The organism is Rhodococcus sp. NPDC059968 (genome assembly GCF_042738615.1).
Lineage (GTDB): Bacteria > Actinomycetota > Actinomycetes > Mycobacteriales > Mycobacteriaceae > Rhodococcus_F.
The window spans coordinates 1-22,883 of record NZ_JBHWUE010000100.1; the positions used below are offsets into that span (position 1 = coordinate 1).

The window sequence follows — 22,883 nt, forward strand, 5'->3', positions numbered from 1 at the left end:
GGTACGAGACCCGCTATCGTGAACAGCGTCCCCCGGCTGCCTCAACCCCCGAGGTGGCCTGAACCGGAGTCTCCACTCGATCCAGGGCGATTCAGGGTCCCTTCGCGCAGGGGCTGCTCACCGGATGCGTCCGCAAGGGGCAGAACAACGACCTGCGCCGTGCGGCCTTCTTCACACACCTCACCGACGCCCATCGCCTCGACGTCGTCGAGCAGCTCATCCCACTCGCGCAAGAGGGGGGAATGCCGATGACACATCTCGCGATGGCATTCACGATCGCCCACCCGGGCGTCACCAGCGCGATCATCGGGCCGCGCACGATGAGCCACCTCGACGACCTTCTCGCCGGCATCGATGTCGCACTCACCGACGACATCCTCGACCGGATCGACGAGATCGTCCCGCCCGGCACCGACGTCGGCACGCTCGACCAGGCGTATGTGCCCCCGCCATCGAGAGCCCGACCCTGCGTCGTCGACCCGTCGCTGAACGGAGCGCCGCCTGACTGCGTCGACCTTCCACCCTGCGCTCACTTCTGTTGGCCTGCAGTGTCATTCACGTAGACGGCAGCGGTCGGTGCGGGTGACACGTCGACGATATCGTGGTCGCACGACCTTCACAGAGTTGGCCGATCCAGCGGCCGTGGCAGCGGCGCGAGTGCGCCGGCGTCCCGTAGCCGGCCGTACACGCGAACTACCGCGTCGATGTCGCCCAGCGCTGCGATGTGCAGAAGCATGCCGCAGTCTGACATATCTTGACGGACCGTCTCCAGGCCGTCGGGTACCAGGGCTGCGCGGGCTGCACACAGATAGCCGAACCGGCCGACGACAGGATCGCCGACGGTGAATCCGGCTTCGTCTTCGAGGGCATCGAGAATGGCGTCGTCGCTGACGTCGCCGAAGTCCGGCTCCCACACCGACGCAAGCAACGCGAGCAGTTCGGATTCGGGGACGACGGCGCCGTCGGGCGCGTCGACCGTCATCACCAGCGACTGCAGGAGAAACTGCGGGGTCCCACCGGCCACGCCGGACAGTTCCACTGCCCACCCGTCCGCCCCGGTGTGTATCAGTCTCAATCCGGTCCCGATCAGATCTGACCACGCCTCCGCGCCCTGCGCGTCCAGGAGAACCGCCGTCAGCGCGTCCGGCGTACAAGCGGTATCCGGTCCCGACGCGTGAACCTGCCGCCACTCGCCTCGCACCGGCGACGCGGCCCTTGGCAGCAGCTCCGTGACTTGCCCCAGCGTCTGCCGCCACCGTTCCGCCAGCGTTTCGACCGGCTCCGGCCGCGGCCCCCAGAACGCCCGTACGACGCGTCGCATTCGAAAACGTCCTCCCTTGCGATCCTGTGGTCATCCGTGCGTCCCGTCAGTGATCAGGTCCGCCGAGATCGACGAGCTTACATTCGCGCACCGTCCGTTCCGTGTACCTGTGGCCAGATTATCTCGCTCACAGTGGGGCATTCGTCCACCGGCGGACGCTCGACTGAGTCTGCTTCTGTCATCAGATGCGTCCTGCCAACTGGAAAGGAAGCATTGATTCCGGGATGCGACGGTTGGTGACCATCTCGGCGATACCCTCAGCTGTGGCAGGTGCCAGGGTGACACCCAGCATGCCGTGGCCGGCCGCAATGTAGAGGCCGCGGTGACCGGGAACCGGGCCGATGAACGGCAGGCTGTCCGGTGTGGCGGGGCGCAATCCGGCCCTACCGGAACGAATGTCGACATCTGCGTCCGTGCACCATCCTGCCAAGTAGGGGTGTACCTGGTCCACGAGGCGTCGGATCCGCCGCTCGGGGACCCGTTCGTCGCGGGCAGGTAGTTCGAATGCGCCGGCGATGCGTATCGCGTCGTGGTACGGGCTCAGTCCCAGCTTCGGTTCCATCAGGTACAGCGCATGGCGCGGGGAGGTACCGGCCCCCCGGACGTCGATCGAGTACCCCTTGGCCCCGATGATCGGCAACCGGATACCCAGGGGAGTGAGAAGCGCGTTTGTCGCGGCACCGAGCGCTATGACCACGCGGTCGACGTCCAAGGAGTGGTCCGGCGTTCTGATCGACCACCTCGCGCCTCCGGGAATGACGGCCTCCACGGCTGTGTGGTGGAGGACGGTAACGCCCATTTCGGTGACCCTCTCGAGCAGACCGCGGAGCAGGGATTCCGGGTTGACGTGTCGGTCGATCGAGGTGTGGGCGGCAACCTGCACCCCGGGCCCCACGGCAGCGTCGCGTCGACGCGCTTCGTCGCCGGACAGGTATTCGACGCCGCCGGGGAAGCCCATCGGGAGCAGTTGGTCGAACAGCTGGGTGAACCATTTCAGGCCGTCGGAGGACCGTGCCAGCGCGAGCAACCCGGCCGAGTGCATCTCGAAATCGACACCGTCATCGCGCAACTCGTCGAACAACTCGAGAGTGTGGCTATTGAGCTGTAACAGTGCCCGGACTCCGCGCTCGTACGCCGAGGGCCGGGAGGCTCGGGCGAACTTCGACAGCCAACGGATCCAGTCGGTGTCCAGACGCGGCCGGATGGACAAGGCGCCATTCGGGTCGAAGGCGTGTTTGAGTCCGAGTCCGACGACACCGGGTGAGGCGAGGGGGGTCGACAGGGAGGGGGTGATCCAACCGGCATTGACGCCCGACGCCGACTGGCCGAGCGAACCGCGTTCGATGACAGTGACGTCCTCACCGCGCCGACGAAGGCTCCACGCTGTAGTCATTCCCACGACCCCGCCGCCGATCACTGCGACTGTCATATCATCTCCCTTCGTGTTTATCGGTGAAAGAGAGTCAGGTATTGGCTAACTCGGAAATGGCCGTCGCCGCGTCGTCTCGGGGTCGGCTGAGCAGGTCGACGACCGACTCGAGTTGTGCCCCGAAGTCGACGGGCGCGCTTCCGACGGGGAATCGCTGAAGGATCTGCCGGCTGAGCGCGGCGAGCCGTTGTGGCACTGGCTGTCCCGTGCGGGCGAGTGCGTGGCTGGACACGACTCCGAGGACGGCGAGATTGTTGTCGAGCGCTGCACCGGCATCGTGCGCCTTCCGCCACGCAAGCAGGTCGGGTGTCCCCGTGTCGGTCTGACCTGCTCCGCCCAGGCCGATCAGCGACGTCGTGGCAGCGGCGCGCGCCTCTTCGGCCCATCCCGCTGACGTCATATACAGCAAGCTGACCTGGGATTCGGGTTCGGTAGCCACAAGCCCGCGGGGATCTTCGACGATTCGATTGACTTGGGCCGTAACCAATTGGCACACATCGGCCCACGTGCGAGCGAGGGAATCGAGACTCGGAGCGACGAGCGGGTTGTGGTAGCCGCCGTTCGACAGGATCGCACCGAGGGGCGGATGGATAGCCGGGCCGACGAAGATGGGGTTGTTCGATGACGCCGAGAGCGCGATCTCGGCGCATTCTTCGGCGGCTGCCTGCGCCCGCCGTGCCCACCCGATGACGCGGGGCCCACTGCGGAAGGACACCGGCGCTTGATAGGGGAGTTCGGATGAGTGGTCGTCGGTCTCGATGAGTCGGCGGATGTTGTGTATGGCTTCGGCCTGGTGTTCGTCGCGCCAGGCGGCCTCGAGCTCGGGGGCGTAGTGAGCCGCCGGGGCATGGATCGCCACCGCGCCCAGCGCCATCATCTGTTCCATGACGGTGATTCGATGCCGTCCGGCCAGTGCTGCGTCTCCCAGGGCCGCCGCAGCCACTGGGGAACCATTGATGAGTGCCATCCCCTCGCCGATCTCGAGCGTTCCGTCGAAATGGGTCCGGAGCAGGTGACCCAGGGGGATGATGTCGCCTGGCTCGCCGTTTCCGCGGGCTGGAACCGGTGGGAGATCGGTTTCGAGCAGGTCGAGTAGCCGGTGCACAGTTTCCACCCGCAGGCACGCCGTCCCGTTCAGCACGTCTGCGAGCCGTGCAAGAACGACGGCGCGGAGGAGGCGTTCAGGCAGCCGCGGGCCGACGGTGGCGGGTGTCGACGGAAGCCGGGTGGCGAACTCCGCGCGGCCATCCTCGCCGAGAACGGATTTCGCGCCGACATGATGTCTGGTGGTGATTCCGTAGAGATGACGATCCGCGTTCTGTTCGACGAAGTCGACGAACTCTTGCCGACGGGACCGGATGACACTCAGTGCGCGATCGCTGATGCTGCACGGCTCTCCCATCCAGGCCACCCGAGCGATGTTGTCGAGGGTGAGGTCGTCGCTACTGTCGATGAGCACAGTCATGAAGGTTCCTCCGAGTGAGAGTTGGGCTGTGATGGCGCCGGTCGGTCGGCTGACCGACGGCGTCGGTTCGGGTTACGCCTGAGTGACGAACGGCGAGTTGCTGTCAGGACTGCCGCTGGCGGATTCTTGCGGCGTTTCCGCGGTGTCGGCTGCGGCCTGTGCGAGGGTCAGGCCCGCGGTTTCCGGTGCCCAGGCGATGCTGATCAGAAGACCGACACCAGCCACCACACCGGTGATCAGCGTGGCCCCGTGTGCTCCGAACTTCTCGATTCCTACCGGCAGCAGAAGCGTCCCGATCGCTGCCCCGATTCGGCTGAAGGACACGCAGATTCCGGTCGCCGATGCGCGGATGCTGGTCGGGAACAGTTCGCTGGGATAGGCGGTGTCGAGTGCGGCCATCGCCGACGAGATGAGTGCGAACAGTGCGAAGAGAGCGATGACATAGCCCGCGGGGGCGCTCTGCCAGAGGCCGATTGCCAGTGTCGATGCGGTCAGGAGTGCGAAGGAGATCAGGGTGTAGGGGCGTCGACCGATCTTGCCGATCGTGACGATGCCGACGACGCCGCCGATCAGAAGGAAGAGGTTGACAGTCGTGGTTTGCCAGAAGCCTGATTCGATGTCGAGTGATTCGAGGATTGTGGGGAGGAAGGTGAAGACGGCGAAATAGGGAACGACCTGGCAGAACCAGAACAGGCACGCGAATGCCAGACGCTTGCGGTGCTGTGCGGCGAACACGTCGCGCAGTGAACCAGACGATTCCGCTTCCTCCTCCTCGGCGAGGTCGGCGAGGGTTGCGGTCGGGGAGACGTGCTTCCGCAGAATCGCGAGGCCCTCCTCTGCCCGTCCGTTCTGAGCCAGCCAGCGCGGTGACTCGGGCGTATTCCGGCGCAGAACGAGCAGGATGAGTGCGGGGACTGCGCTGGTTGCCAGAATCCAGCGCCAGGCGTCGTCACCCCCGTCTTCGGCCAGCGCTGTTCCGACGACAATCGCGAGGACATACCCGACTGTCCACATCGCCGGCCCCACCGCGAGGAGGGTGGCCCGGTATCTCCGTGGCGAAAACTCGGCCACGAGGGTCGTGGCGATCGTGTAGTCGGCTCCGACCGCAATCCCCAGCAGAACCCGGAGAACGAGCAACATGACGGCGTCAGTGACCGCAATTTGAGCCAGGGAGAGGACGACGAACAATGCGAGGTCGATGACGAACATGCGCCGGCGGCCGATCTTGTCGGTGACCCAGCCGAACACCAAGCTCCCCAGGAACACGCCGATCAGTGCGGAGGCACCGATCAATCCGCTCATCAATGAACCGATTGGATGAGACTGTGCGAAGAGGGGGAGTGCGGGAACAATGGCGCCGAGAATGTACCCATCGCAGAGATGTCCGCCATTGCCGTAGAGCGTCGTTTTCAGATGAAACCGCGAGAGTTTCGCGTCATCGAGGGCGTGTGTGGCCACGGGGGCTCCTTCAGGAAAGAGGCTGTGAATTCATCAGTCGCGACACTCGAGCTCGCCGATTACGGCCCGTGCACCCGCCGGAATCTCCGTTCGAGTGTTCGAGAGAACCGACATGTTGACGTAGCCGGCGAGGGTCTGTCGGTGCGTCCATGGGCACCGGTGCGACGTTCTCGACTGTGATTCCGAACACTACGGACGACGTGCGGGAGCGTCTTCCGTCTGTGTTCGAGTGAAGGCGGGGTCTGTTCCTGAAATTGTCGAAAGCTCTAGGTGAACGGTCGAATCCGACTGTTCGACACGCATCAGGTGTTACGGATCAGCATCGCCAATCTGAGGGCGAGCTGGAGTCCGGCTCTGCGTTCGCCCTGTGCCCAGTCTTCTCCGAGGAGCTGTTGCGCACGGTCGAGCCTGTAGTAGAGGGTGGTGCGGTGCACGGCCAGTTGGGCGGCAGCGCGGCGTGTATCACCGCCGCAATCGAAGTAGGCGTCCAAACTCTCGCGAATCAGTGTGTTGTCCGCGTCGAACAGACGAGATGCGCCGGGGAACAGAATCTCCAGAGTTTCCATCGTCCACGGCAGTCCGTAGAACACGAGGTCGGCTCCGAGTTCGTTCCAGCTCAACTGCTCGATGTTCCGCGCGTGTGCAACGGTTGCCGCATAGCTGGATTGCATTCCGGATCGTCGCAGCTCATCGACAGTGGCTGCGGCCCCTCCAGTGCCGGTTCCCTGCAGCATCCATCCGCGTCGCCTGGCTGCCTGTGCCAGAGCGTGGCGGAACGGGCGAAGGCGGTCAGCGTGTACCTCGGCACTGACAATCAGGTGGATGGTGTCGTTGCCGTGCCCAAGGAGGGAACGGCCCAGCGGCCGGGCGTACGCCACTTCCTGGGCAGCGCCCCGCATCGCTCGGGCGTCGATCGCCTCGCCGCCGCCCGCATCGATCGGTGCCAACCTCATGGTGAGCACACTCGCGGGCTCGGTGAATCGGAGGAGAGGTTCATCGCCGAGAAGCTCGGCCGGCGGTGTGCTCTCGTGCGGTGGAGCGAGCAGTGCGCTCACGAGTTGAGACTCGCGATCCAGCACCGTGGCCGTCGACTGGGATTGCTGATGGAGCAGTTCGGCGATCGCCGAGGCGGTGCCGGCCGCTGCTGCGATGTCGTCAACGTCACCGCCCCGTTCCTGCTCACCCAGGCCTTCGCGGACGATCTGAAGCGACGTCGTCTTGCCGCATCCCGACGGGCCGAATCTGTCAGAGGCGGGCTGTCGATCAGCCACAGATATCCCTGGAGTTCCCCGTGTGCCCGCATCGGAATGCACACCCGAGGCAACGTCTGCAACGCCGGATTCGCGGGAAACCGAACGGGTCCGGTTGCGTGCGCGATATCGAGCGAGAATGCGTACTCGAATACCTCCGGGGATGAGTGTCGCTGGAGGATTGACCGGACACGGACATCGTCGAGATCACCATGCTGCTCGGTCAAGGCGAGCGGCTTGAGACCGCAGTCGTCGATTTCGATCGAGCGATTCAACTGATCCGCGAGACTGTCCGCGTACTGCTGGACATCGTTCATCCGTAGCCTGCCGGTCGTCTTCCCGAGATGCGGGGCCCCGACGTCTCCGTAGTGCGCGACAACTGGTCGGCCGGTTGTTCTATGGCTACCAGTGCTGCACGTTTTCGAGCGCGACGCGCGGCGGGGGATCGGACGGACAGGTCATGCTGTGTTCATCCGATCCCGTCGTCGGCGGGGGCGAGCTTCGTCAGTTCGTGACCGCGGGGCGTGTGGGCCTGCGGTCGTCGGCGAACATGGCCTCGATCCTCGACTTGATCTCCGCGGTGCTCATGGTGCCGCTGCGCCGGGGCGTCTGCCGTCCGGTGGGAGTCGTCGGGGCAATCGAGGTTGTCGCCATGTGTCCTGCTTTCGTCGGTTACCGATATGTGTGCCTCACGGTCACGGTTGTGATCTGGTTCACATCGTGGCCGACTATGTTGTACACCACATGTTCGGTCCCGTGCCACTCGGCCTGGTCACCTCGGCGGTGGCCGGGAATGTGACCGAGCGGGTGCGAGGTCGGCGAATCGGCTCCGGCTGATTGCGATGGCTCGAGCGTAGAATTGCGCGGGTTCGGTCGATCACGCTGGGCCCGGATTTCGGTGAGGCCTTGCCGAACTTCGCTGGCCTCGTCGCCGGTCTGCCCTGCTCGGTCGTCGACTCCAAATCCGCGACGAGTTCGGGAGGGCGCTTCAGCGATGCGAACTGATGGAGATAGTTGGGACATCGTCAGTAGTGTGGGCCTGACCGCGTTGGGAGTGGCGACATTTCGGGCGTTGGAGACAGTTCGCCCGGACGCGTTGATCCAGGACGACTTCGCGCAATGGTTCGTCGAAGCGGCGGGTGAACCGCATTTCACCGGGCTGTTGGCCGACCCGTCGTCGCTGGGAGACATGCCGTTCTCGGGTTTCATGGGTTTTCGGACCAGATTCTTCGATGAGTTCTTCTCGTCAGCGACGAGCGCGGGGGTTTCGCAGGCGGTGATCCTCGCGGCCGGGTTGGATGCACGGGCATACCGCTTGGACTGGCCGACCGGCACGACGGTCTTCGAGGTCGACCAACCGCAGGTGCTGGATTTCAAAGAGGAGGTCCTCGCCGATCACGGGGCCAGGGCGAAGGCTGATCGTCGCCCGGTGGCCGTCGATCTGCGAGACGACTGGCCTGCCGCCCTCCAAGCTGCAGGCTTCGACCCTGGTAAGCCGACCGCGTGGTCGGTGGAGGGACTACTGGCTTATCTCCCGGGCGCGGCGCACGACGCGCTGTTCGAGCGGATCGACGAGCTTTCCAGCCCCGGTAGCCACCTTGCCGTCGACAACTTTGCGGCGGGAACCGATTTGCAACGCTTCGAGGCCATTAGGGCGAAGTATTTCGCCAAGAATCCATTCGGCGACATCGACATCTCCGAGCTGTTCTACGGCGACGAGCGGGCCGATCCGGTGCAGTGGTTGACCGGGCACGGCTGGTCGGTGCGGCGCGCAAATTCGCTCGAGCTGGCGGCTGCCTACGGCCGGCCGGTTCCGGATCTCCCCGAAGAACTTGTCGATCTGTCGAAGCGGTCCACGTACCTGACGGCGGTCAAGTAACCCACGGCCCAGTTCGCGGCGATGAACTGCAGGGGAGAGCCATTGCGGTGGACCGCTGTCCGCGCGTACATTGGTAGTTGCGGATCGAGATGGTAGCCGGCAACGGTGAAAGACTCGAGAAGTAGAGATCCGGCCGAGAATGTGAAAGCATTCCCGGCCGAACCCCTGTCTGGGGCCTGTCCCCTGTCCTCCCGGCTGTCAACGTACCCGAGGGCGGTCCGCGAGGCGGTGGTTCGACCTCCTCTCCACCCTGCTCTGCAGCAGCGTCATAGACGATCCGCACCGGCCGGTCGGGACTCTCGGCGAGTGCGCCACGGTGCACTCCACTCGCGGGTCCACTTCGCCCAATCCGATGCCGAGTGCGCGCCGGCCAGGACGAGCCCGGCGCCGCATAGAATGGGCGATACGAACGCCTTCGCTGCATCGGGCGAGGCAGGGTCCGCGGCGGCGGGGCCGCTCGTGAGCCGACCCGTGGGAGGTGGCCATGCAACCGTCCGACCGGATGCGGGCGCTGCCGCGGCGGGCCCGGGTCACGATCATGGTGACGGTGGCGCTCGTTGCGTTGCTGCTGATAGGGCCGCGTCTGGTCGTGGGGTATACCGATTGGCTGTGGTTCGGTGAGGTCGGCTTCCGCCGCGTGTGGGGGACGGTCCTGGTCACCCGGCTGATCCTGTTCACGGCGGTGACGTTGCTGGTAGGTGCGGTGATCTTCGCGGCCATGGTGTGGGCGTACCGGTCCCGCCCCTTGTTCGCGGCCTCGGCCTCGGCGACGGATCCGCTCGAGCGGTACCGGACGGCGGTCCAGCGCCGCCCGCGGTCGTTCGCGGTGGGGATCGCATTGCTGCTGGCGCTGCCGTTCGGTCTGCACGCGCAGGCGAGTTGGGAGACGGTGCAACTGTTCGTGCACGGGGGCGGCTTCGGAACCGTGGACGCGGAATTCGGGTACGACATCGGCTTCTACGTCTTCGACCTGCCGTTCTACCGGCTGATCCTGACGTGGCTGTTCATCGCGGTGTTCCTGGCGTTGTTGATCGGCCTGGGAACTCACTACCTGTTCGGCGGCATCGGGCTGGCACCGAGCAAGGACCACGTCATCGAGGTGTCCCGGCCGGCGCGCATTCAGCTCGCGGTGCTCGCGGGCACGTTCATCGCGCTGAAGGCCGCCTCCTACTGGCTCGACCGGTACTCCTTGTTGTGGAGCGGCCGGAAGGAGCCCACCTTCACCGGGGCCGGGTACACCGACATCAACGCGGTGCTGCCGGCCCGGCTGATCATGGTCGCGATCGCGGTGCTGTGCGCGGTGGCGTTCTTCGCCGCAATCGCTGTGCGGGACCTGCGGATCCCGGCGATGGCCACGGCACTGCTGGTGCTCTCGGCGATCCTGGTCGGCGGAATCTATCCGGCGCTGATCGAGCAGTTCTCGGTCCGCCCGAATGCCGCCGACCGGGAGAGTCCCTACATCGAACGCAACATCGCCGCGACCCGGCAGGCCTACGGAATCGGGCCGGACCGGGTCGATTACCTCGACTACCCCGGGGTGGGGACCCGACCGCCCCGGGACATTCCCGCCGACGTCGCCACCATCGCCAACGCCCGCCTGCTGGACCCGGCCGTGCTCTCGCGCACCTTCACCCAGCAGCAACAGCTGAAGAACTTCTACGGCTTCCCCGAGCACCTCGACATCGACCGCTACACCATCGACGGACAACTCGCCGACTACATCGTCGCCGCCCGCGAGCTGTCCCCGAACAGCCTCAGCGGCAACCAGACCCAGTGGATCAACCGGCACACCGTCTACACCCACGGCAACGGGTTCATCGCGGCCCCCGCCAACCGGGTCAACGCCGCCGTCCGCGACGCCGCCGGGCAGAGCGCGAGCAGCGACAGTGGGTATCCGATCTATGCGGTCAGCGACATCGCGTCCCAGGCGGGCGGCGACCAGGTGATTCCGGTCGAGCAACCGCGCATCTACTTCGGCGAGGTGATCGCGCAGGCGGACCCGGACTACGCCATCGTCGGCGGCCCGGAGGGTGCGCCGCCGCGCGAGTACGACACCGACACCGCCCAGTACACCTACATCGGCACCGGTGGGGTGCCGGTGGGTAGCTGGGTCAACCGGTTGGCGTTCGCCGCCCGGTACGCCGAACGCAACATCCTGTTCTCCGGCGCCATCGGCCCGGGGTCGAAGATCATCTTCAACCGGGATCCGGCGACCCGGGTCGAACACGTCGCCCCGTGGCTGACCACCGACACCAACCCGTATCCGGCGGTGGTCGGCGGCCGGATCGTGTGGATCGTCGACGGCTACACCACCGCCGCGCACTACCCGTACTCGCAGGTCGGCTCACTCGCCGAGCCGGTCGTCACCGACACCGGCCGCACCCTGGCCCTCGAAGAGGTGTCTTATGTGCGGAATTCGGTGAAGGCCACCGTCGACGCCTACGACGGCACCGTCACGCTCTACCAGGTCGACGAGAACGACCCGGTCCTGCGGGCGTGGATGAGCGTGTTTCCCGGCACCGTGCAGCCGCCGAAGGCGATCCCGCCCGAGCTTCGCGCGCACTTCCGCTACCCCGAGGATTTGTTCCGCCTGCAGCGGGACCTGCTGGCGAAGTATCACGTCGATGATCCGCGGGAGTTCTTCACCACCAACGCGTTCTGGTCGGTGCCCAGCGATCCGACCGCCGACACCGGCGGGGAGCAGCCGCCGTACTACGTCCTCGTCGGCGACGCCGGCACCGCGGCCCCATCCTTCCGGCTCTCCAGCGCCATGGTCGGCTTCAACCGGGAATTCCTCTCCGCCTACCTCTCGGTGCACTCCGACCCCGAAAACTACGGCAGGATCGACATTTTGCGGTTGCCGACCGACACCCAGACCCAGGGCCCGCGGCAGACTCAGAACTCGATGATCTCCGACACCCGCGTCGCCTCCGAGCGCACCCTGCTCGAGCGGTCCAACCGGATCTACTACGCCAACCTGCTGACCCTGCCGATCGCCGACGGCGGCATCCTCTACGTCGAACCGGTGTTCACCGAACGTTTGACCAGCACGCCCAACGGTTCCACGTTCCCGCAGCTGGCCCGGGTTTTGGTCAGCTACCGCGAACCCGGCACCGGCGGGGTGCGGATCGGATACGCCCCCACCCTCGCCGAGGCCCTCGACCAGGTCTTCGGCACCGGCACCGGCGCCGTCGCCACCGCACCTGGCGGCGACGCCACCACACCACCACCTACCGATGGGCAACCGCCGGCGCCGCCCCCACCGGGCGCCCCGCCCGCCCCGCCACCGGCGGCATCGGACCAGCTGACCGCGGCGGTTCTCGAACTCAACGCAGCCCTGGCCAACCTGCGCGAGGCACAACGCACCGGCGACTTCACCGCCTACGGCGCGGCCCTGGACCGCCTGCAACAGGCCATCGACACCTACCTGGCCGCGGGCGGAACCCCGCACTGATCCGTCCCCTCGGCGCGATCCGCGGAATGGCGTTGTCCCGTACGGAAAATCATGGATTCGGCGACGCCGGAGAGGCCGGCCAGGACCACCCGCCCGCCGCGCACGCGTGCACCCCAGCTCGTCCCTCCGCCGCCCTCGACCTGATGGCGGCGTGCCGTGGCGTGAAGATCGAACTCGAACCGCGTGCGTCGTACGTGAGGAACGTTTCCCCGGGTCCGCATGTGGCACGGCCTCGCGCTCGAGGTCCTTCAGAAATTCCTCGAGCCGTTCCGTAGTCGACTTGTCCAGTCCATTACGCGGCGAAGGTTGTCAGGCATGCCTTTCACTATCCGCTCCATGTCCGACATCCGTCGTGCCAGGGGAACTGCGGAAGTCCAAGTCCGGCGTGCACGCCGAAGGGGCACGAATGAACCGCCCTGGATCGAGTGGAGACTTCGTTCAGGCCGCCTCGGGGACCGAGGCGACGGTGGGACGCTGTTCACGGTGTCGATTACGTAAATCAGTTCTGCGGCGGGTGAACAGTGCTTGTTCGAGAACGCCGCTGACCAACGGCGTGGCCTTGGTGGTCATCACCCGCCAGCCCAGAATCCGGCGGGAGAAGACGTCGACGCAGAACGCTGTGTAGACGAACCCGGCCAACGTGCACACGTAGGTGAAGTCGCGACCTACCACTGGTCCGGACGCTGCGGTAGTAGGTGGACGGGGCGATGCTGATGGCGTGCTCGGTGAGCGCGGCACAGATCGGGTCGACCCCGAATTGAGAACGGTGGGCGTCGATGTAGTCGACGATCACCGCAGTCGGCGTGGGGGCACCTCCCGCTTGCGGGGGACGACCTCCGCCGCCGCGAAACGCGCTCGCGGTCTTCAATATCTCTTTGGCCCTGCGTAATTCGGTGTTCTCCTTGCGCAGACGTCGAACCTGGTCGGCGTCGGCCTGCTCGCCCGTCGGAGACGCAGCAGGAACACCTGCCCGATCGGCGGCCTCGATCCAGTTGCGCAGCGCCGCCGGCTTGATGTCGAGCAACTCTCCGACGTAGCGGCGAGCACCGGGCTTCGAGCCTCCGTGATCGCTGATTCGGTCCCGATACATCCGGACGGCTCAATGCCGGAATCGTTGGGTCGAGCTTCGATGCTGATGGTGAGCCAGCCTCGTTCTCGGCGTGCTCTGACAAGGTGTTTGAGGAGTGCGGTCTTCCCGTCGCCATGTAGTCCGGACAGGACCATCCCGCGGTCGTAGTTTGTGCCTTGCTGCGCGCGACGGCAGCTTGAACTCGTCGATCTCCCGGCTTTCCAGGGCGGGAGGGCGAAGCCCGGAGGTCGGCTTGATGGGATTGAGCGCTGGATGCATGGTTCGCCGTCTATCGGTGTTTATGGCGTTTTATGGGGAATGGGCGCTGGTGAATTCGTCCAACTGATTCGGAATGACGCGGACGCTGAATTCTTCACCGGACAGGTCGGCGCCGGGTAGCTCGAAGGACTCGGCGGTGTCGGCGTCCACGACGGGGGACTGGGTGTCTTTCCTGCTGGCGGTCAGCTGTTCGAGGGACGTGTCCGTCGACTCGTCGGATTCGGTGCGTCGTAGTCGGTGGCTATGGCTGTTTACCTCATGCTCTGGGCGTTCGGGCCCGCCAGGCTAGAGGGTCCCGTGCCGCGACACGCTCCCGGGGGTCGGGCCGCGCGGCGGGTACGGCGTGTGTGGCGGGAGCGCTCGGTTTCGGACATGCCACCCCAGATGCCGTGAGATTCGGTGGCGGTAAGGGCGTGGGCGCGGCAGGCGGCGAGCACGGGGCAGTCCTGACAGATCTGTTTAGCGGCGTGCTCACGCTGGGCACGGCCGCGGCCGCGTTCACCGTCGGGGGAGAAGAACATCTCGGTGTCGGCGCCGCGACAGGAGGCGCGGTGCTGCCAGTCCCGGTCGATGATGGGGTGGTGCGAATGATCAGGCACAGCGGATAGGTCGCTTTCAGAGTCGATCGTTTACGATCCGCCGGAAAGGGCGGGGCACGCAAGGGTGCGGCTGGCGGGCCGAAACCGGTCGCCGACGGAGTGTGCACGGCAAATCGATGTGGGGCGTGGGTTGGCGTGACTTCCTTCGAGGGACGGAATGGGTCCGGGCGCGCACCGTCCTTTGCGGTCCGTAAAGCGTTGTGCGACATGCTCCCTCGGCACATCGCGGTTTCACTCCCTGAGACCTCGGGAGAGGCAGTCGGGTAACGGCAGCGACCGACTGGGTTCGGGCCTTGTAATCGGTGCGCACCGCGTTCACGGGAGTGGGCGTGTCGGTGCGTTGATGCCTGGGCTCGACATCGGTGGACCGGGAGACACCCGGATGCTTCACACCCGTGCCGCCTGTAAAGAGTTGGTGAAAGGGTGTGATGTCGAGGCTATCGGCACGCAGGCGGACGATTGCGAGAATCGCTCGAAAGTAACTGGCATCACATCCGCTGTATTTACGCGACCGCCGTCAGCGAGCGACTGGCCCTGTGTTCCGCCCCCGAGAATTCATATGTTGGCTGATCGGCCAGGTCGGCCTGTCGATGCTTCCCCGAAGCTGCCCGTACTGATTGATCCACCGGGGACCGCCCTCGGTCGAAGCGGCTTACGTCGGTCAGGTGGAGGAGAGCGATCGCGCTGTGGTCGGCGATGATGCGGGCAAGAACTCCCGACGGAGGAACCGCCCCGTAGCCGGGCGGCAAAGGCGGCTCAGGAAGCGCACCGAATCCTCATGGTGGCGGGCACGGCCAAGTGATAGCCCGGCCTGTTCTCGGCCTACCCGCGAGAACCGGACGCCGCGATGCCGAGCCCCAAGAGCAGGACCCGAGGGCGACGGCCGGTGATCAGTTCCCAGCGACCAGGAGTTTGGGACCGCGAGATGACCACTTCGCGGTCCGAAATCGGATTCGCCCGAGGATCCCGGCTCAGACGAAGACTTCGTTGGACATCCGCACGGTGGGGGGTGACGTTGTGCCAGCCGGCGGAAGCAACGAGACCCGCCGCCGTCTGGGGCTGGGCAGCCGCGACCACGATGCGGGACGCGCTGTCGAGTGCACTCGATGTGGCGATGACGACGATGGGTCGAACTTGGTCGGTCACCGAACTTCGCCCGGGTGGGCACGACACGGCCCGCCCGGACGTTGTCTATACAGCACCCGAATGCGGGTGGGAATCCGGTGCCGAGCCGAACTCAGGGAGAAGTCATGGCCACCGACTACGACGCATCCCGGCGAACCCGTCCGGAGGAACTGGACGACGAAACGGTCTGCCCACGGCGGATGCTTGCCCGGCTGGCACCCCCGCCGAACTGACATGGACGGGGATTTGTCATCCCCATAGAAGTTGCCGTGTCATTGCGCCGGGTGAGGCGCTGGGGTCAAGACCCAGCGCCCGCAACGTCAGCGAGGACGAATTGATCGTGGTGGTACCCCGGCTCAGCGCAGAACTCCACACCAAAGGGCGCACCCACTAGGGTCGGGTCCGTGCCCGTTCATGACGTCGACGCGTTGCTCACCCATTTGAGGTCACTCGACGAGAGTCGGCTCGCCGCGGTCCTGCGCCGGCGGCCGGAGGCGTTGTCTTTGCCGTGGCCCGCAGACATCGCCGATCTGGCCGAGCGCTTGCACGGTCAGGAATCGATCGTGCTCGCCTACACTCGCCTGCCGCAGCCGCACACCGAGGTGCTCGGCGCCCTCACCTTGGTCGAGCAGCTGGGGCTCCCCGTCACGGCCGCCGGTGCGTCGACGTGGCTGGGCAGTGACCCGGAGGTGGTCCAGCCATTCCTCGACGACCTGCATGAGCGCGCCCTCACGCTGGTCACGCCCGACGGCGAGATCACGACACCCGCCCAGTTCCCGGCGGTAGGAGCGGGGCTGGGCCAACCCGTGCGAGTGCTGCTCGAGGACATCACGCTGGAGAAGCTGCGTGCGCTGGCCGCGAAACTGAAGGTCAGGGGTGACGGTTCCAAGAAAGTCGTGGTCGATCGCCTCGCCACCTATCTCTGCGACCCCGAAGCGGTCCGAACTCTCGTCGACGCCGCGCCGCCCGCTGAGCGTGATCTGCTTCTCGAGTGCGCCGAGCAGGGAGCCGCGCTGGAATACTTCCCGATGTACTTCGGGTCCTACCCCGCGACCGCACGGGAGCAGCCCGGTCACTGGGCTGTCGCGCGTGGGGTCCTGTGGCCGAGCTACGACGGCGCGGCCTTCATGCCGCTGGAGGTGTCGCTGGCGTTGCGTGGAGTGCGGTGGCGGCTTCCGTTCCATCCTGAACCGCCGCCTCTCGCGCACCATTCGGTGCCGACCGAGCACGCGGACGCCGAGGCCGCGTCGCGCCTGCTGCGGATGATCGAGCGGGTCTCGGCGCTGGTGGATGCGGCGACGACCGAACCGATTCCACTTATCAAGTCCGGCGCGGTGGGAATGCGGACGCTGCGCACGTTCGCGAGGAACTGGGATGTCGAGGCGGACGAGCTGCGGCTCGCCGTGGAGCTGGCCCTGGCCACCGCGGTGCTCGCGCCGGCACCGGCACCCGCACCCCCGAAGAGCCGTGGGCGCAAGCGGCCGCCGCCGCAACCCTCACCCGGTCTGATCCCCGGTCCTGCGGTGTCGGCGTGGCAATCCGCAGACGCCGCGACCCGGGGACGCGCACTTCTCGAAACCTGGTGGCAGTCGGACAGCTCGGTGCTGATGGATTCGACGGTGACTGCCGAGCTGGGCGACACCGCCGTGTACCGGCACCTGCGTCACGAACTGGTCGACGTGTACGCCACGTTGGCGCACGGGCAGGGAGTGTCGGACATCGCGGAACTGGCCGGTCTGCTGGGCTGGCGCGCACCGCTGATCGGCGAGGACATCGTCGGGGACGTTCTCGCCGCGGCCGTCCACGAGGCCGAGCTGCTCGGTCTGCTGGCGCTGGGCGCCGCCACCGCGTTGTGCCGTGGCCTGCACACCGGCACCCTCGCGTCCGCGACTTCGGAGCTGATGTCCGGCGCCCACACGTCCGCGGTGATCGGTGCCGATCTCACCGCGGTAGTCCTCGGCCCGCCGGCGACCGCCCTGTCGCGATTCCTGGACAGCGTCGCCGACCGGGAGTCCCACGGGGCGGCCACGACCTGGCGGTTCACGCCGGGCAGCATCCGGACGGCGTTCGATCGGGGGAGCACCGCCCGGGACCTGATCGGTGAGCTGACGTCCATCGCACCCGCGGGCCTTCCGCAGGCGTTGGAGTACCTGATCGGCGATGTGGCCCGCACCCACGGGCAGGTGGGCGTCGTGGAGCTCGGCTGCGCCGTCATCGCCGACGACTCGACGCTGCTGGTGGAGCTGGTGGGCAACCGGAAACTCGGCAAGCTGGGACTGGCTACGCTCGCCCCGACGGTGGTGGCCTCCCGCAGCGACGCCGGCACGACGCTATCCGCGCTGCGGATGGCCGGCTATGCGCCGGTTGTGCGCGAGGTCGACGGCAGCGTGCTGATCTCGGCGCCGCCGAACACGGAGTCCGTCGCCGACATCGACGGCCGCGAGCTCGAGGCTGTCGGAATTGCTGCCGCCGATCCCGACCGGCATGCCCGCCACCTCGCCGCCACGGCCACCCGCGCGCCCCTCGAACCTGCCGGACAGTTCCAGTTCTTCGCCGCTCTGCGCGGCTGTGGCGAGGCCGAGCCAATCTGGGAGCTGGTGGCGGGCCAGCCCGCCCAGATCACGCACGACGGCCGCACGCAACTGGTCCACAGTGCGGCGCTGTACGGAAACACTCTTACCGCGTGGAGTACCACAACCGAACGGTACGAGGACTTTCCGGTGGCGCAGATCTCGATTTCCGGACCACCCGGGGCCGGGCTCTGAGATCACGCGTCCGGGCAACAGCGAGGCGTCCCCATCCGACTGCTCGGCGGCGTGCGGCACGGTGAGGTGAATGCCGCACGGGCCACCCGTTCGCGGAGTGTGCAGGCGACACCCCAGGGAGAGCGGTGCCGACCCTCTCGGCCGCGGACGCTCGAAACGCGTCAGCGGACGAGAGCGTAAGAGCCCAGCTTGGCCGACACCGCCTCGAGCTTCCCGTCGTACCGACCTTCGGCAATCTCATTCATGAACAGCTCGGCGCCGTCAACATCGAAGGTGTCGTTCAGAGACACCGTTCAGCCGGAGGAAGGTCCACGCCACCCACGACATCGAGGAATCGATCTGGGTCTACCTGGTGCGGGACTGGGACGACAAGGATATGTCCTCACTCATGGGGAACCCCCAAGGTCCTCGCACGCCTGCAGCGCCACCCGGTTGGCCGTGTACCAGGTGACCACCAGACCGTCGGCGCTGGCCCGGGCGTGCAGCTTGTACTGCCGGATGACGGTTTTCGCCAGCGGCCACTTGTTGGCGCGGACGAAGTCCTGGACTCCCCGAGGTCGAGCTTGCCGTCCCGCGGATCCCAGTTGTTGATCACCACGATGTTACGGAATCCCGCGGGCTCGGGCACCTTTCGGATCTTGCGGGCGGTCGGGTCGAGCGAGAGCGGTTCGGTTTCCATCGGCACCGTGACGTGTGCGGTGGACAATTCTGCGGTGGGACAATGAAGTGTCGTCACGACCACGCGCCCGTCGAGGAGGCGCATACGCGGTGAAATCACGAAACGAAGGTCGGCGCCTCGACCGCGTCCGCGCGATCGACTGGAACCGGGTGCCCGATGCGACGGACGCCGCCGTGTGGGATCGGTTGACCCGCAACTTCTGGCTCCCGGAGAAGGTGCCGCTGTCCAACGATCTTCGCTCCTGGCAGACGTTGACCCCGGCCGAGCAGCAGATGACCGTCCGGGTGTTCACAGGGCTGACACTGCTCGACACCGCCCAGGCCACGGTGGGGGCCGTCGCCATGATCGCCGACGCCGTCACCCCGCACGAGCAGTCGGTGCTGACCAACATGGCGTTCATGGAGTCGGTGCACGCCAAGAGCTACAGCTCGATCTTCTCCACCCTGTGCTCGACACGGCAGATCGACGAGGCGTTCACCTGGTCGGAGGAGAACGCTCACCTGCAACGCAAGGCCCAGATCGTCCTCGACTACTACCGCGGCGACGACGCGCTCGCACGCAAGGCGGCCTCGGTGATGCTCGAATCGTTCCTGTTCTACTCGGGGTTCTACCTGCCGCTGTACTGGTCCTCACGGGGCAAGCTCACCAACACCGCCGACCTGATCCGACTGATCATCCGCGACGAGGCGGTGCACGGGTTCTACATTGGCTATAAGGTCCGGCGCGGGCTCGAGCGGATGCCCGTCGGCCTGCGGGCCGCCCACCACAACTACACCCACGAGCTGCTGCACGCCCTGTATGAAAACGAGGTCGGGTATGCGCAAGATATGTACGACGAGGTCGGCTGGACCGAGGACGTGCTGCCGTTCATGCGGTTCAACGCGAACAGGGCGCTGGCGAACCTCGGCTACCACCCCGCGTTCCGGGACGACGAGTGCCAGGTGAATCCGGCGATCCTCGCTGCCCTGGACCCCGGCGGCGGGGAGACGCACGAATTCTTCTCCGGTGCCGGCAGCTCGTACGTGATCGGCAAGCACCAGCACACCGAGGACGCGGACTGGGACTTCTGACCCCGCGTGGTTGCCACGTCACGGTCGGAGATGGCCAGGGACGGGGCAATGGTCGACCGGCTCGGTGACCGCGCTGGGGTGTTGATCGTCGGCGACACCGGTTCGGAGGAGAAGGGCACCCGCTCGGCCGGGGTTCAACGCCAGTACTCCGGCACCGAGGGGGCGGGGTACAAATTTGTCTGGTCGGGGTGTTCCTCGCTATCGGCAGTGCGGCCGGGCACGCCTTCCACAAGGTCGTCCCGGCGGCGTTCCCGTGGGTGAGCTACCTGTCGGTCGAGGAGGTCGCGGACTTTATCGACGAGCTGATCGCGTCGCTGCGGGCGGGTTCATCGCTGGATAATCCGGATCCACCGGCCCGCACGATCGAGACGTGGCGGCACACGGCGGAGGTGTATGCCGATCCGGAGTTCGCCCAGGCTCCTGTCGACGCCCTCCGCGGGTGATGTGGGGGCCGTGCCGGTTCCTGAGCTGTGAGCCCGAAGTATGCGGGCACGGGGCGTCCTACATAGGCCGAATGATGTTGCCACTGTGCGAAAAAGGGCCGGAGTAGATCCCGGCCGGTGGTTCGATTTTCGGCAATGAGCCGGGCCGTACCGCGGCGGCGAGCCGCTCGAGCTTGTGGCGCGCCGCGATCACGACGGGCCGTCCGCGGTGCGGGGTCGGGCTACGAGTTCGAACCAGGCGCTGATCCCACCCTGTAGGTGCGGATCCGGATAGCTGAGGGCCAGGCCCTGCTGGTCGAAGGCGGCGAACCATTCCGTCCAGGAGATGTGTTCGAGACCGGAGTCGACTCCGTGCAGGTCGATTCGGAGTACGTCGTCGGGCGTGGTGCGGGGGACCCGGGCGGGGATGCCGTGATGGGCCTGGGTCCATTGACGGATTTCCTCGTGGTCGGTGGTGAGATGCGTGTGTGTGGTCATGAGTTCGATCCTGCTGTGTCGCGACGTGGTGTCGTCGCGGCTCGGTCGCCGGGTGCGGGTGAGGTGATCGTCGGGGCGATCGACACCGGGTGCGCGGCGGCCCCAGGCGTGGGACCGGCGCGGGGGCAGTGCCTGCATACCCACTGCGGGCGGGTTCAATCAAGGCCCGACCTGGGTACCGCGCACGCCGCACGGAGCGTCTCCGGCCGGGGGAATGCCATCGTGGGGTGATCAGGCCACCGGGGCGTGTGCACACCAGATGGAGGTGCTCCACAGCGTGAGGGGAGGCACAGAATCCATGCTGGGCCCGGATGCCGGATGCGGATGCCGGATGCCGGATGCCGGATGTCGCCGTGACCGAAGCGGGAAACGGCTGGTCGCTTAGTTCTACCCGCATGGGGTTGGTGTCTGGATGGCTGAGATGCACGCCGATCCTCGCGGCGGAATGACTATCGCGAGGACTTCTTCTGTCATGACGAGGACTTTCGGGGTTTGCGGGCAGCCGGATTTCCCGGCCGCCGAGAAATCCGCGTAACTTATGGCGGCGTGTCCAGGTCGAGGATCCGCTCTACGGGACGGCCTCCACGCAGGCATCGGACGTTGCGGGTGCACGCGGTGAGTTCGGAGAGGGCCTCGTGTAGCTGGCCGGTGACGTCCCACACATCGGGGACGAGGTTTCGGCAGGCGATGATGCCGACGTCGAGGTGCCGTCCGTAGGACATGGCGGCGATGGTGATGCCGCCGGCCACGTCGCTGACGGCGGAGACGGGAAAGTTCCCCGTCACCTCGATGCCCGCGGTGTACAGCGGCCGAGCAGGGCCGGCGGCGTGGGAGATGATCAGGTTGACCGGTGGCGTGGGCATGGTCAGCGCCCGCAGCGGTGTGCGTGAGATCAGACCGCGCAGCGCCCGCGGCAGCGCGGCGCCGAAGTCGCGGACGAGGGTGGCAGGTGCGGCGCGGAAACGTTGGGGTGCCGCCGTGAGCGAGGTGTGCACCTTTTGCAGGCGGCGGGCCGGGTCGGCTTCGTTGATCGGAAGGGCGATGGGCAGGAGGGAGAGTCGATGGTCGGCGGCCGCGAACTGTGCGTCGGTGCGCCGCGCGATCGGCATGGCCGCGGCCAGCGCCGTGTCGGGCAGGGCATCGTGGTCGATGAGCCAGCGACGCAGCACGGTGGTGCACAGCGCCGTCACCACGTCGTCGACGGTGAACCCCAACGCGGTCCTGACCGCCTCGACCTCGCCGAGCGGCAACGAGGTGAACGCGAAGCGTCGGCGCGCGGTGACGGGGCCGTTGAATGGGGTGTCGGGCGGTGTCGGTGCCCCGGCCGTCGGCTCGTCAGCCGACCACCGCCATACGCCCGGGGTCAGCCTCCGGGCGAGTGTGCCCAGCAGGTCCGCGCCGGGGAGGGCGCGGGCGAGCTCGGGCAGGTGCGGCGCCAGCCGGAGCGAGGACCACATCAGTTGCGCGGGCAACAGTGAGAGATGCCAGGCACTGTTGCCGAGCATCCCCAGGGCGCCGGCCGCCTGGTACTGCTCGTCGCTGAGCCGGTGCGGCACCGTGCGGGGTCGCGGGGTGGTGTCCATCAGCACCGCGAGGGCCTGCGCCGCGGTCAGGCCGTCGATCACCGCGGGGTGCACCTTGGTGTAGATCGCCTGCCGGCCACCGGTGAGCCCGTTCACCAGATAGCACTCCCACAGGGGCCGGTCGCGGCTCAGTGGACGTGCCGCGAGACCGGAAATCTGCTCGGCGAGCTGTTCGTCGGTGCCGGGACCGGTCAGGGTGACCTCCCGGATGTGATAGCCGAGGTCGAGGAACTCGGAGTCCACCCAGTAGGGCCGGTCGAGCCCGAGGGGTACCTCCTGTAGCCGCCACCGCAGTGGCCCCACCAGGTGTAATCGGCCACCGGCGAGCGTCCGGAGGTCCTGTACCGTGAGCCCGCCGCCCGGCGTGGTGGGGCCGAGGACACTCAGGACCCCGACATGGGTGAAGGTGGTGGATGTCTCGGCATCGAGGAACTGCGTATCGAGTGAACTGAGCTGGTGCATAAGGTTTTACCTGGATTGGGTGAGCCAACGTGCTGGGCGAGCCCACAAGGCGTCACCACAACGCTACGCCGTGGCG

General features: G+C 66.7%; 15 protein-coding genes and 4 pseudogenes. 6 read left to right on the forward strand and 13 right to left on the reverse strand.

Annotated elements, in window-relative coordinates; translation table 11 throughout:
• Nucleotides 1-152: 152 nt before the first annotated feature.
• Nucleotides 153-563, forward strand: a complete 411-nt coding sequence (locus tag ACFWAY_RS43710; protein ID WP_378514900.1) for an aldo/keto reductase — start codon at nucleotides 153-155, stop codon at nucleotides 561-563.
• Between the two features lie 53 nt (nucleotides 564-616).
• Here the strand turns inward: ACFWAY_RS43710 and ACFWAY_RS43715 are convergent, their stop codons facing one another.
• The 6 genes from ACFWAY_RS43715 to ACFWAY_RS43740 form a co-directional block, all read right to left on the reverse strand.
• Nucleotides 617-1,321, reverse strand: coding sequence for a hypothetical protein (locus ACFWAY_RS43715; RefSeq protein ID WP_378514888.1), 705 nt, complete (start codon nucleotides 1,319-1,321; stop codon nucleotides 617-619).
• Between the two features lie 181 nt (nucleotides 1,322-1,502).
• Entirely contained in the window at nucleotides 1,503-2,750 is a 1,248-nt protein-coding gene (locus tag ACFWAY_RS43720) for an NAD(P)/FAD-dependent oxidoreductase (protein ID WP_378514889.1), read from the reverse strand.
• 34 nt (nucleotides 2,751-2,784) lie between these two features.
• The gene (locus tag ACFWAY_RS43725; RefSeq protein ID WP_378514890.1) at nucleotides 2,785-4,215 is read right to left on the reverse strand and encodes an aromatic amino acid lyase; all 1,431 of its coding nucleotides are present in this window, start codon (nucleotides 4,213-4,215) and stop codon (nucleotides 2,785-2,787) included.
• A 72-nt stretch (nucleotides 4,216-4,287) separates the two neighbouring features.
• A complete protein-coding gene (locus ACFWAY_RS43730) occupies nucleotides 4,288-5,673 on the reverse strand; it encodes an MFS transporter (RefSeq protein ID WP_378514891.1) in 1,386 nt (461 codons plus the stop codon).
• 302 nt (nucleotides 5,674-5,975) lie between these two features.
• Nucleotides 5,976-6,944: a PucR family transcriptional regulator gene (locus ACFWAY_RS43735; protein ID WP_378514892.1), complete on the reverse strand. Its 969-nt coding sequence runs from the start codon at nucleotides 6,942-6,944 to the stop codon at nucleotides 5,976-5,978.
• A 483-nt stretch (nucleotides 6,945-7,427) separates the two neighbouring features.
• A complete protein-coding gene (locus ACFWAY_RS43740) occupies nucleotides 7,428-7,577 on the reverse strand; it encodes a hypothetical protein (protein ID WP_009473232.1) in 150 nt (49 codons plus the stop codon).
• A 340-nt stretch (nucleotides 7,578-7,917) separates the two neighbouring features.
• On the opposite strand from ACFWAY_RS43740, the gene ACFWAY_RS43745 reads away from it, so the two are divergent.
• Both ACFWAY_RS43745 and ACFWAY_RS43750 read left to right on the forward strand, forming a co-directional pair.
• Nucleotides 7,918-8,802 carry a class I SAM-dependent methyltransferase gene (locus tag ACFWAY_RS43745; protein ID WP_378457584.1) on the forward strand — a complete coding sequence of 295 codons (885 nt, stop codon included), beginning with the start codon at nucleotides 7,918-7,920 and terminating at the stop codon, nucleotides 8,800-8,802.
• A gap of 484 nt (nucleotides 8,803-9,286) precedes the next feature.
• Complete coding sequence (locus ACFWAY_RS43750; protein WP_378514893.1) at nucleotides 9,287-12,256, forward strand: UPF0182 family protein; 2,970 nt, start codon at nucleotides 9,287-9,289, stop codon at nucleotides 12,254-12,256.
• 492 nt (nucleotides 12,257-12,748) lie between these two features.
• On the opposite strand, the pseudogene ACFWAY_RS43755 reads toward ACFWAY_RS43750, so the two are convergent.
• From ACFWAY_RS43755 to ACFWAY_RS43765, 3 genes and pseudogenes are all read right to left on the reverse strand, one after another.
• Nucleotides 12,749-13,346, reverse strand: a pseudogene (locus tag ACFWAY_RS43755) (IS3 family transposase); the annotation flags it as partial.
• A gap of 300 nt (nucleotides 13,347-13,646) precedes the next feature.
• Nucleotides 13,647-13,835: pseudogene (locus tag ACFWAY_RS43760) on the reverse strand (DUF4193 family protein); the annotation flags it as partial.
• Nucleotides 13,836-13,855: 20 nt separating this feature from the next.
• On the reverse strand, nucleotides 13,856-14,203 hold the full coding sequence (locus tag ACFWAY_RS43765; RefSeq protein ID WP_378457586.1) for a WhiB family transcriptional regulator: 348 nt from the start codon (nucleotides 14,201-14,203) through the stop codon (nucleotides 13,856-13,858).
• Nucleotides 14,204-15,732: 1,529 nt separating this feature from the next.
• Here ACFWAY_RS43765 and ACFWAY_RS43770 point away from each other — a divergent pair.
• Nucleotides 15,733-18,093 carry a helicase-associated domain-containing protein gene (locus tag ACFWAY_RS43770; protein WP_378514894.1) on the forward strand — a complete coding sequence of 787 codons (2,361 nt, stop codon included), beginning with the start codon at nucleotides 15,733-15,735 and terminating at the stop codon, nucleotides 18,091-18,093.
• A gap of 161 nt (nucleotides 18,094-18,254) precedes the next feature.
• Here ACFWAY_RS43770 and ACFWAY_RS43775 read toward each other — a convergent pair whose 3' ends face one another.
• Both ACFWAY_RS43775 and ACFWAY_RS43780 read right to left on the reverse strand, forming a co-directional pair.
• Entirely contained in the window at nucleotides 18,255-18,383 is a 129-nt protein-coding gene (locus ACFWAY_RS43775; protein WP_378457588.1) for a hypothetical protein, read from the reverse strand.
• A gap of 96 nt (nucleotides 18,384-18,479) precedes the next feature.
• A pseudogene (locus ACFWAY_RS43780) lies at nucleotides 18,480-18,787 on the reverse strand (ParA family protein); the annotation flags it as partial.
• Between the two features lie 74 nt (nucleotides 18,788-18,861).
• Between ACFWAY_RS43780 and nrdF the strand changes: the two are divergent.
• Nucleotides 18,862-19,842, forward strand: a complete 981-nt coding sequence (nrdF, locus tag ACFWAY_RS43785; RefSeq protein WP_378457589.1) for a class 1b ribonucleoside-diphosphate reductase subunit beta — start codon at nucleotides 18,862-18,864, stop codon at nucleotides 19,840-19,842.
• A gap of 51 nt (nucleotides 19,843-19,893) precedes the next feature.
• A pseudogene (locus ACFWAY_RS43790) lies at nucleotides 19,894-20,066 on the forward strand (IS701 family transposase); the annotation flags it as partial.
• Between the two features lie 408 nt (nucleotides 20,067-20,474).
• Here the strand turns inward: ACFWAY_RS43790 and ACFWAY_RS43795 are convergent.
• Nucleotides 20,475-20,762, reverse strand: coding sequence for a hypothetical protein (locus ACFWAY_RS43795; protein ID WP_378514895.1), 288 nt, complete (start codon nucleotides 20,760-20,762; stop codon nucleotides 20,475-20,477).
• A 536-nt stretch (nucleotides 20,763-21,298) separates the two neighbouring features.
• On the reverse strand, nucleotides 21,299-22,807 hold the full coding sequence (locus tag ACFWAY_RS43800) for a wax ester/triacylglycerol synthase family O-acyltransferase (RefSeq protein ID WP_378514896.1): 1,509 nt from the start codon (nucleotides 22,805-22,807) through the stop codon (nucleotides 21,299-21,301).
• Nucleotides 22,808-22,883: the final 76 nt, after the last annotated feature.

Bases quoted from the DNA above. Each gene is read 5' to 3' on its own strand.
- ACFWAY_RS43715 (WP_378514888.1), bottom strand. From the start codon at position 1,321: ATGCGACGCGTCGTACGGGCGTTCTGGGGGCCGCGGCCGGAGCCGGTC.
- ACFWAY_RS43720 (WP_378514889.1), bottom strand. From the start codon at position 2,750: ATGACAGTCGCAGTGATCGGCGGCGGGGTCGTGGGAATGACTACAGCG.
- ACFWAY_RS43725 (WP_378514890.1), bottom strand. From the start codon at position 4,215: ATGACTGTGCTCATCGACAGTAGCGACGACCTCACCCTCGACAACATC.
- ACFWAY_RS43740 (WP_009473232.1), bottom strand. From the start codon at position 7,577: ATGGCGACAACCTCGATTGCCCCGACGACTCCCACCGGACGGCAGACG.
- ACFWAY_RS43745 (WP_378457584.1), top strand. From the start codon at position 7,918: ATGCGAACTGATGGAGATAGTTGGGACATCGTCAGTAGTGTGGGCCTG.
- ACFWAY_RS43750 (WP_378514893.1), top strand. From the start codon at position 9,287: ATGCAACCGTCCGACCGGATGCGGGCGCTGCCGCGGCGGGCCCGGGTC.
- ACFWAY_RS43795 (WP_378514895.1), bottom strand. From the start codon at position 20,762: ATGACCACACACACGCATCTCACCACCGACCACGAGGAAATCCGTCAA.
- ACFWAY_RS43800 (WP_378514896.1), bottom strand. From the start codon at position 22,807: ATGCACCAGCTCAGTTCACTCGATACGCAGTTCCTCGATGCCGAGACA.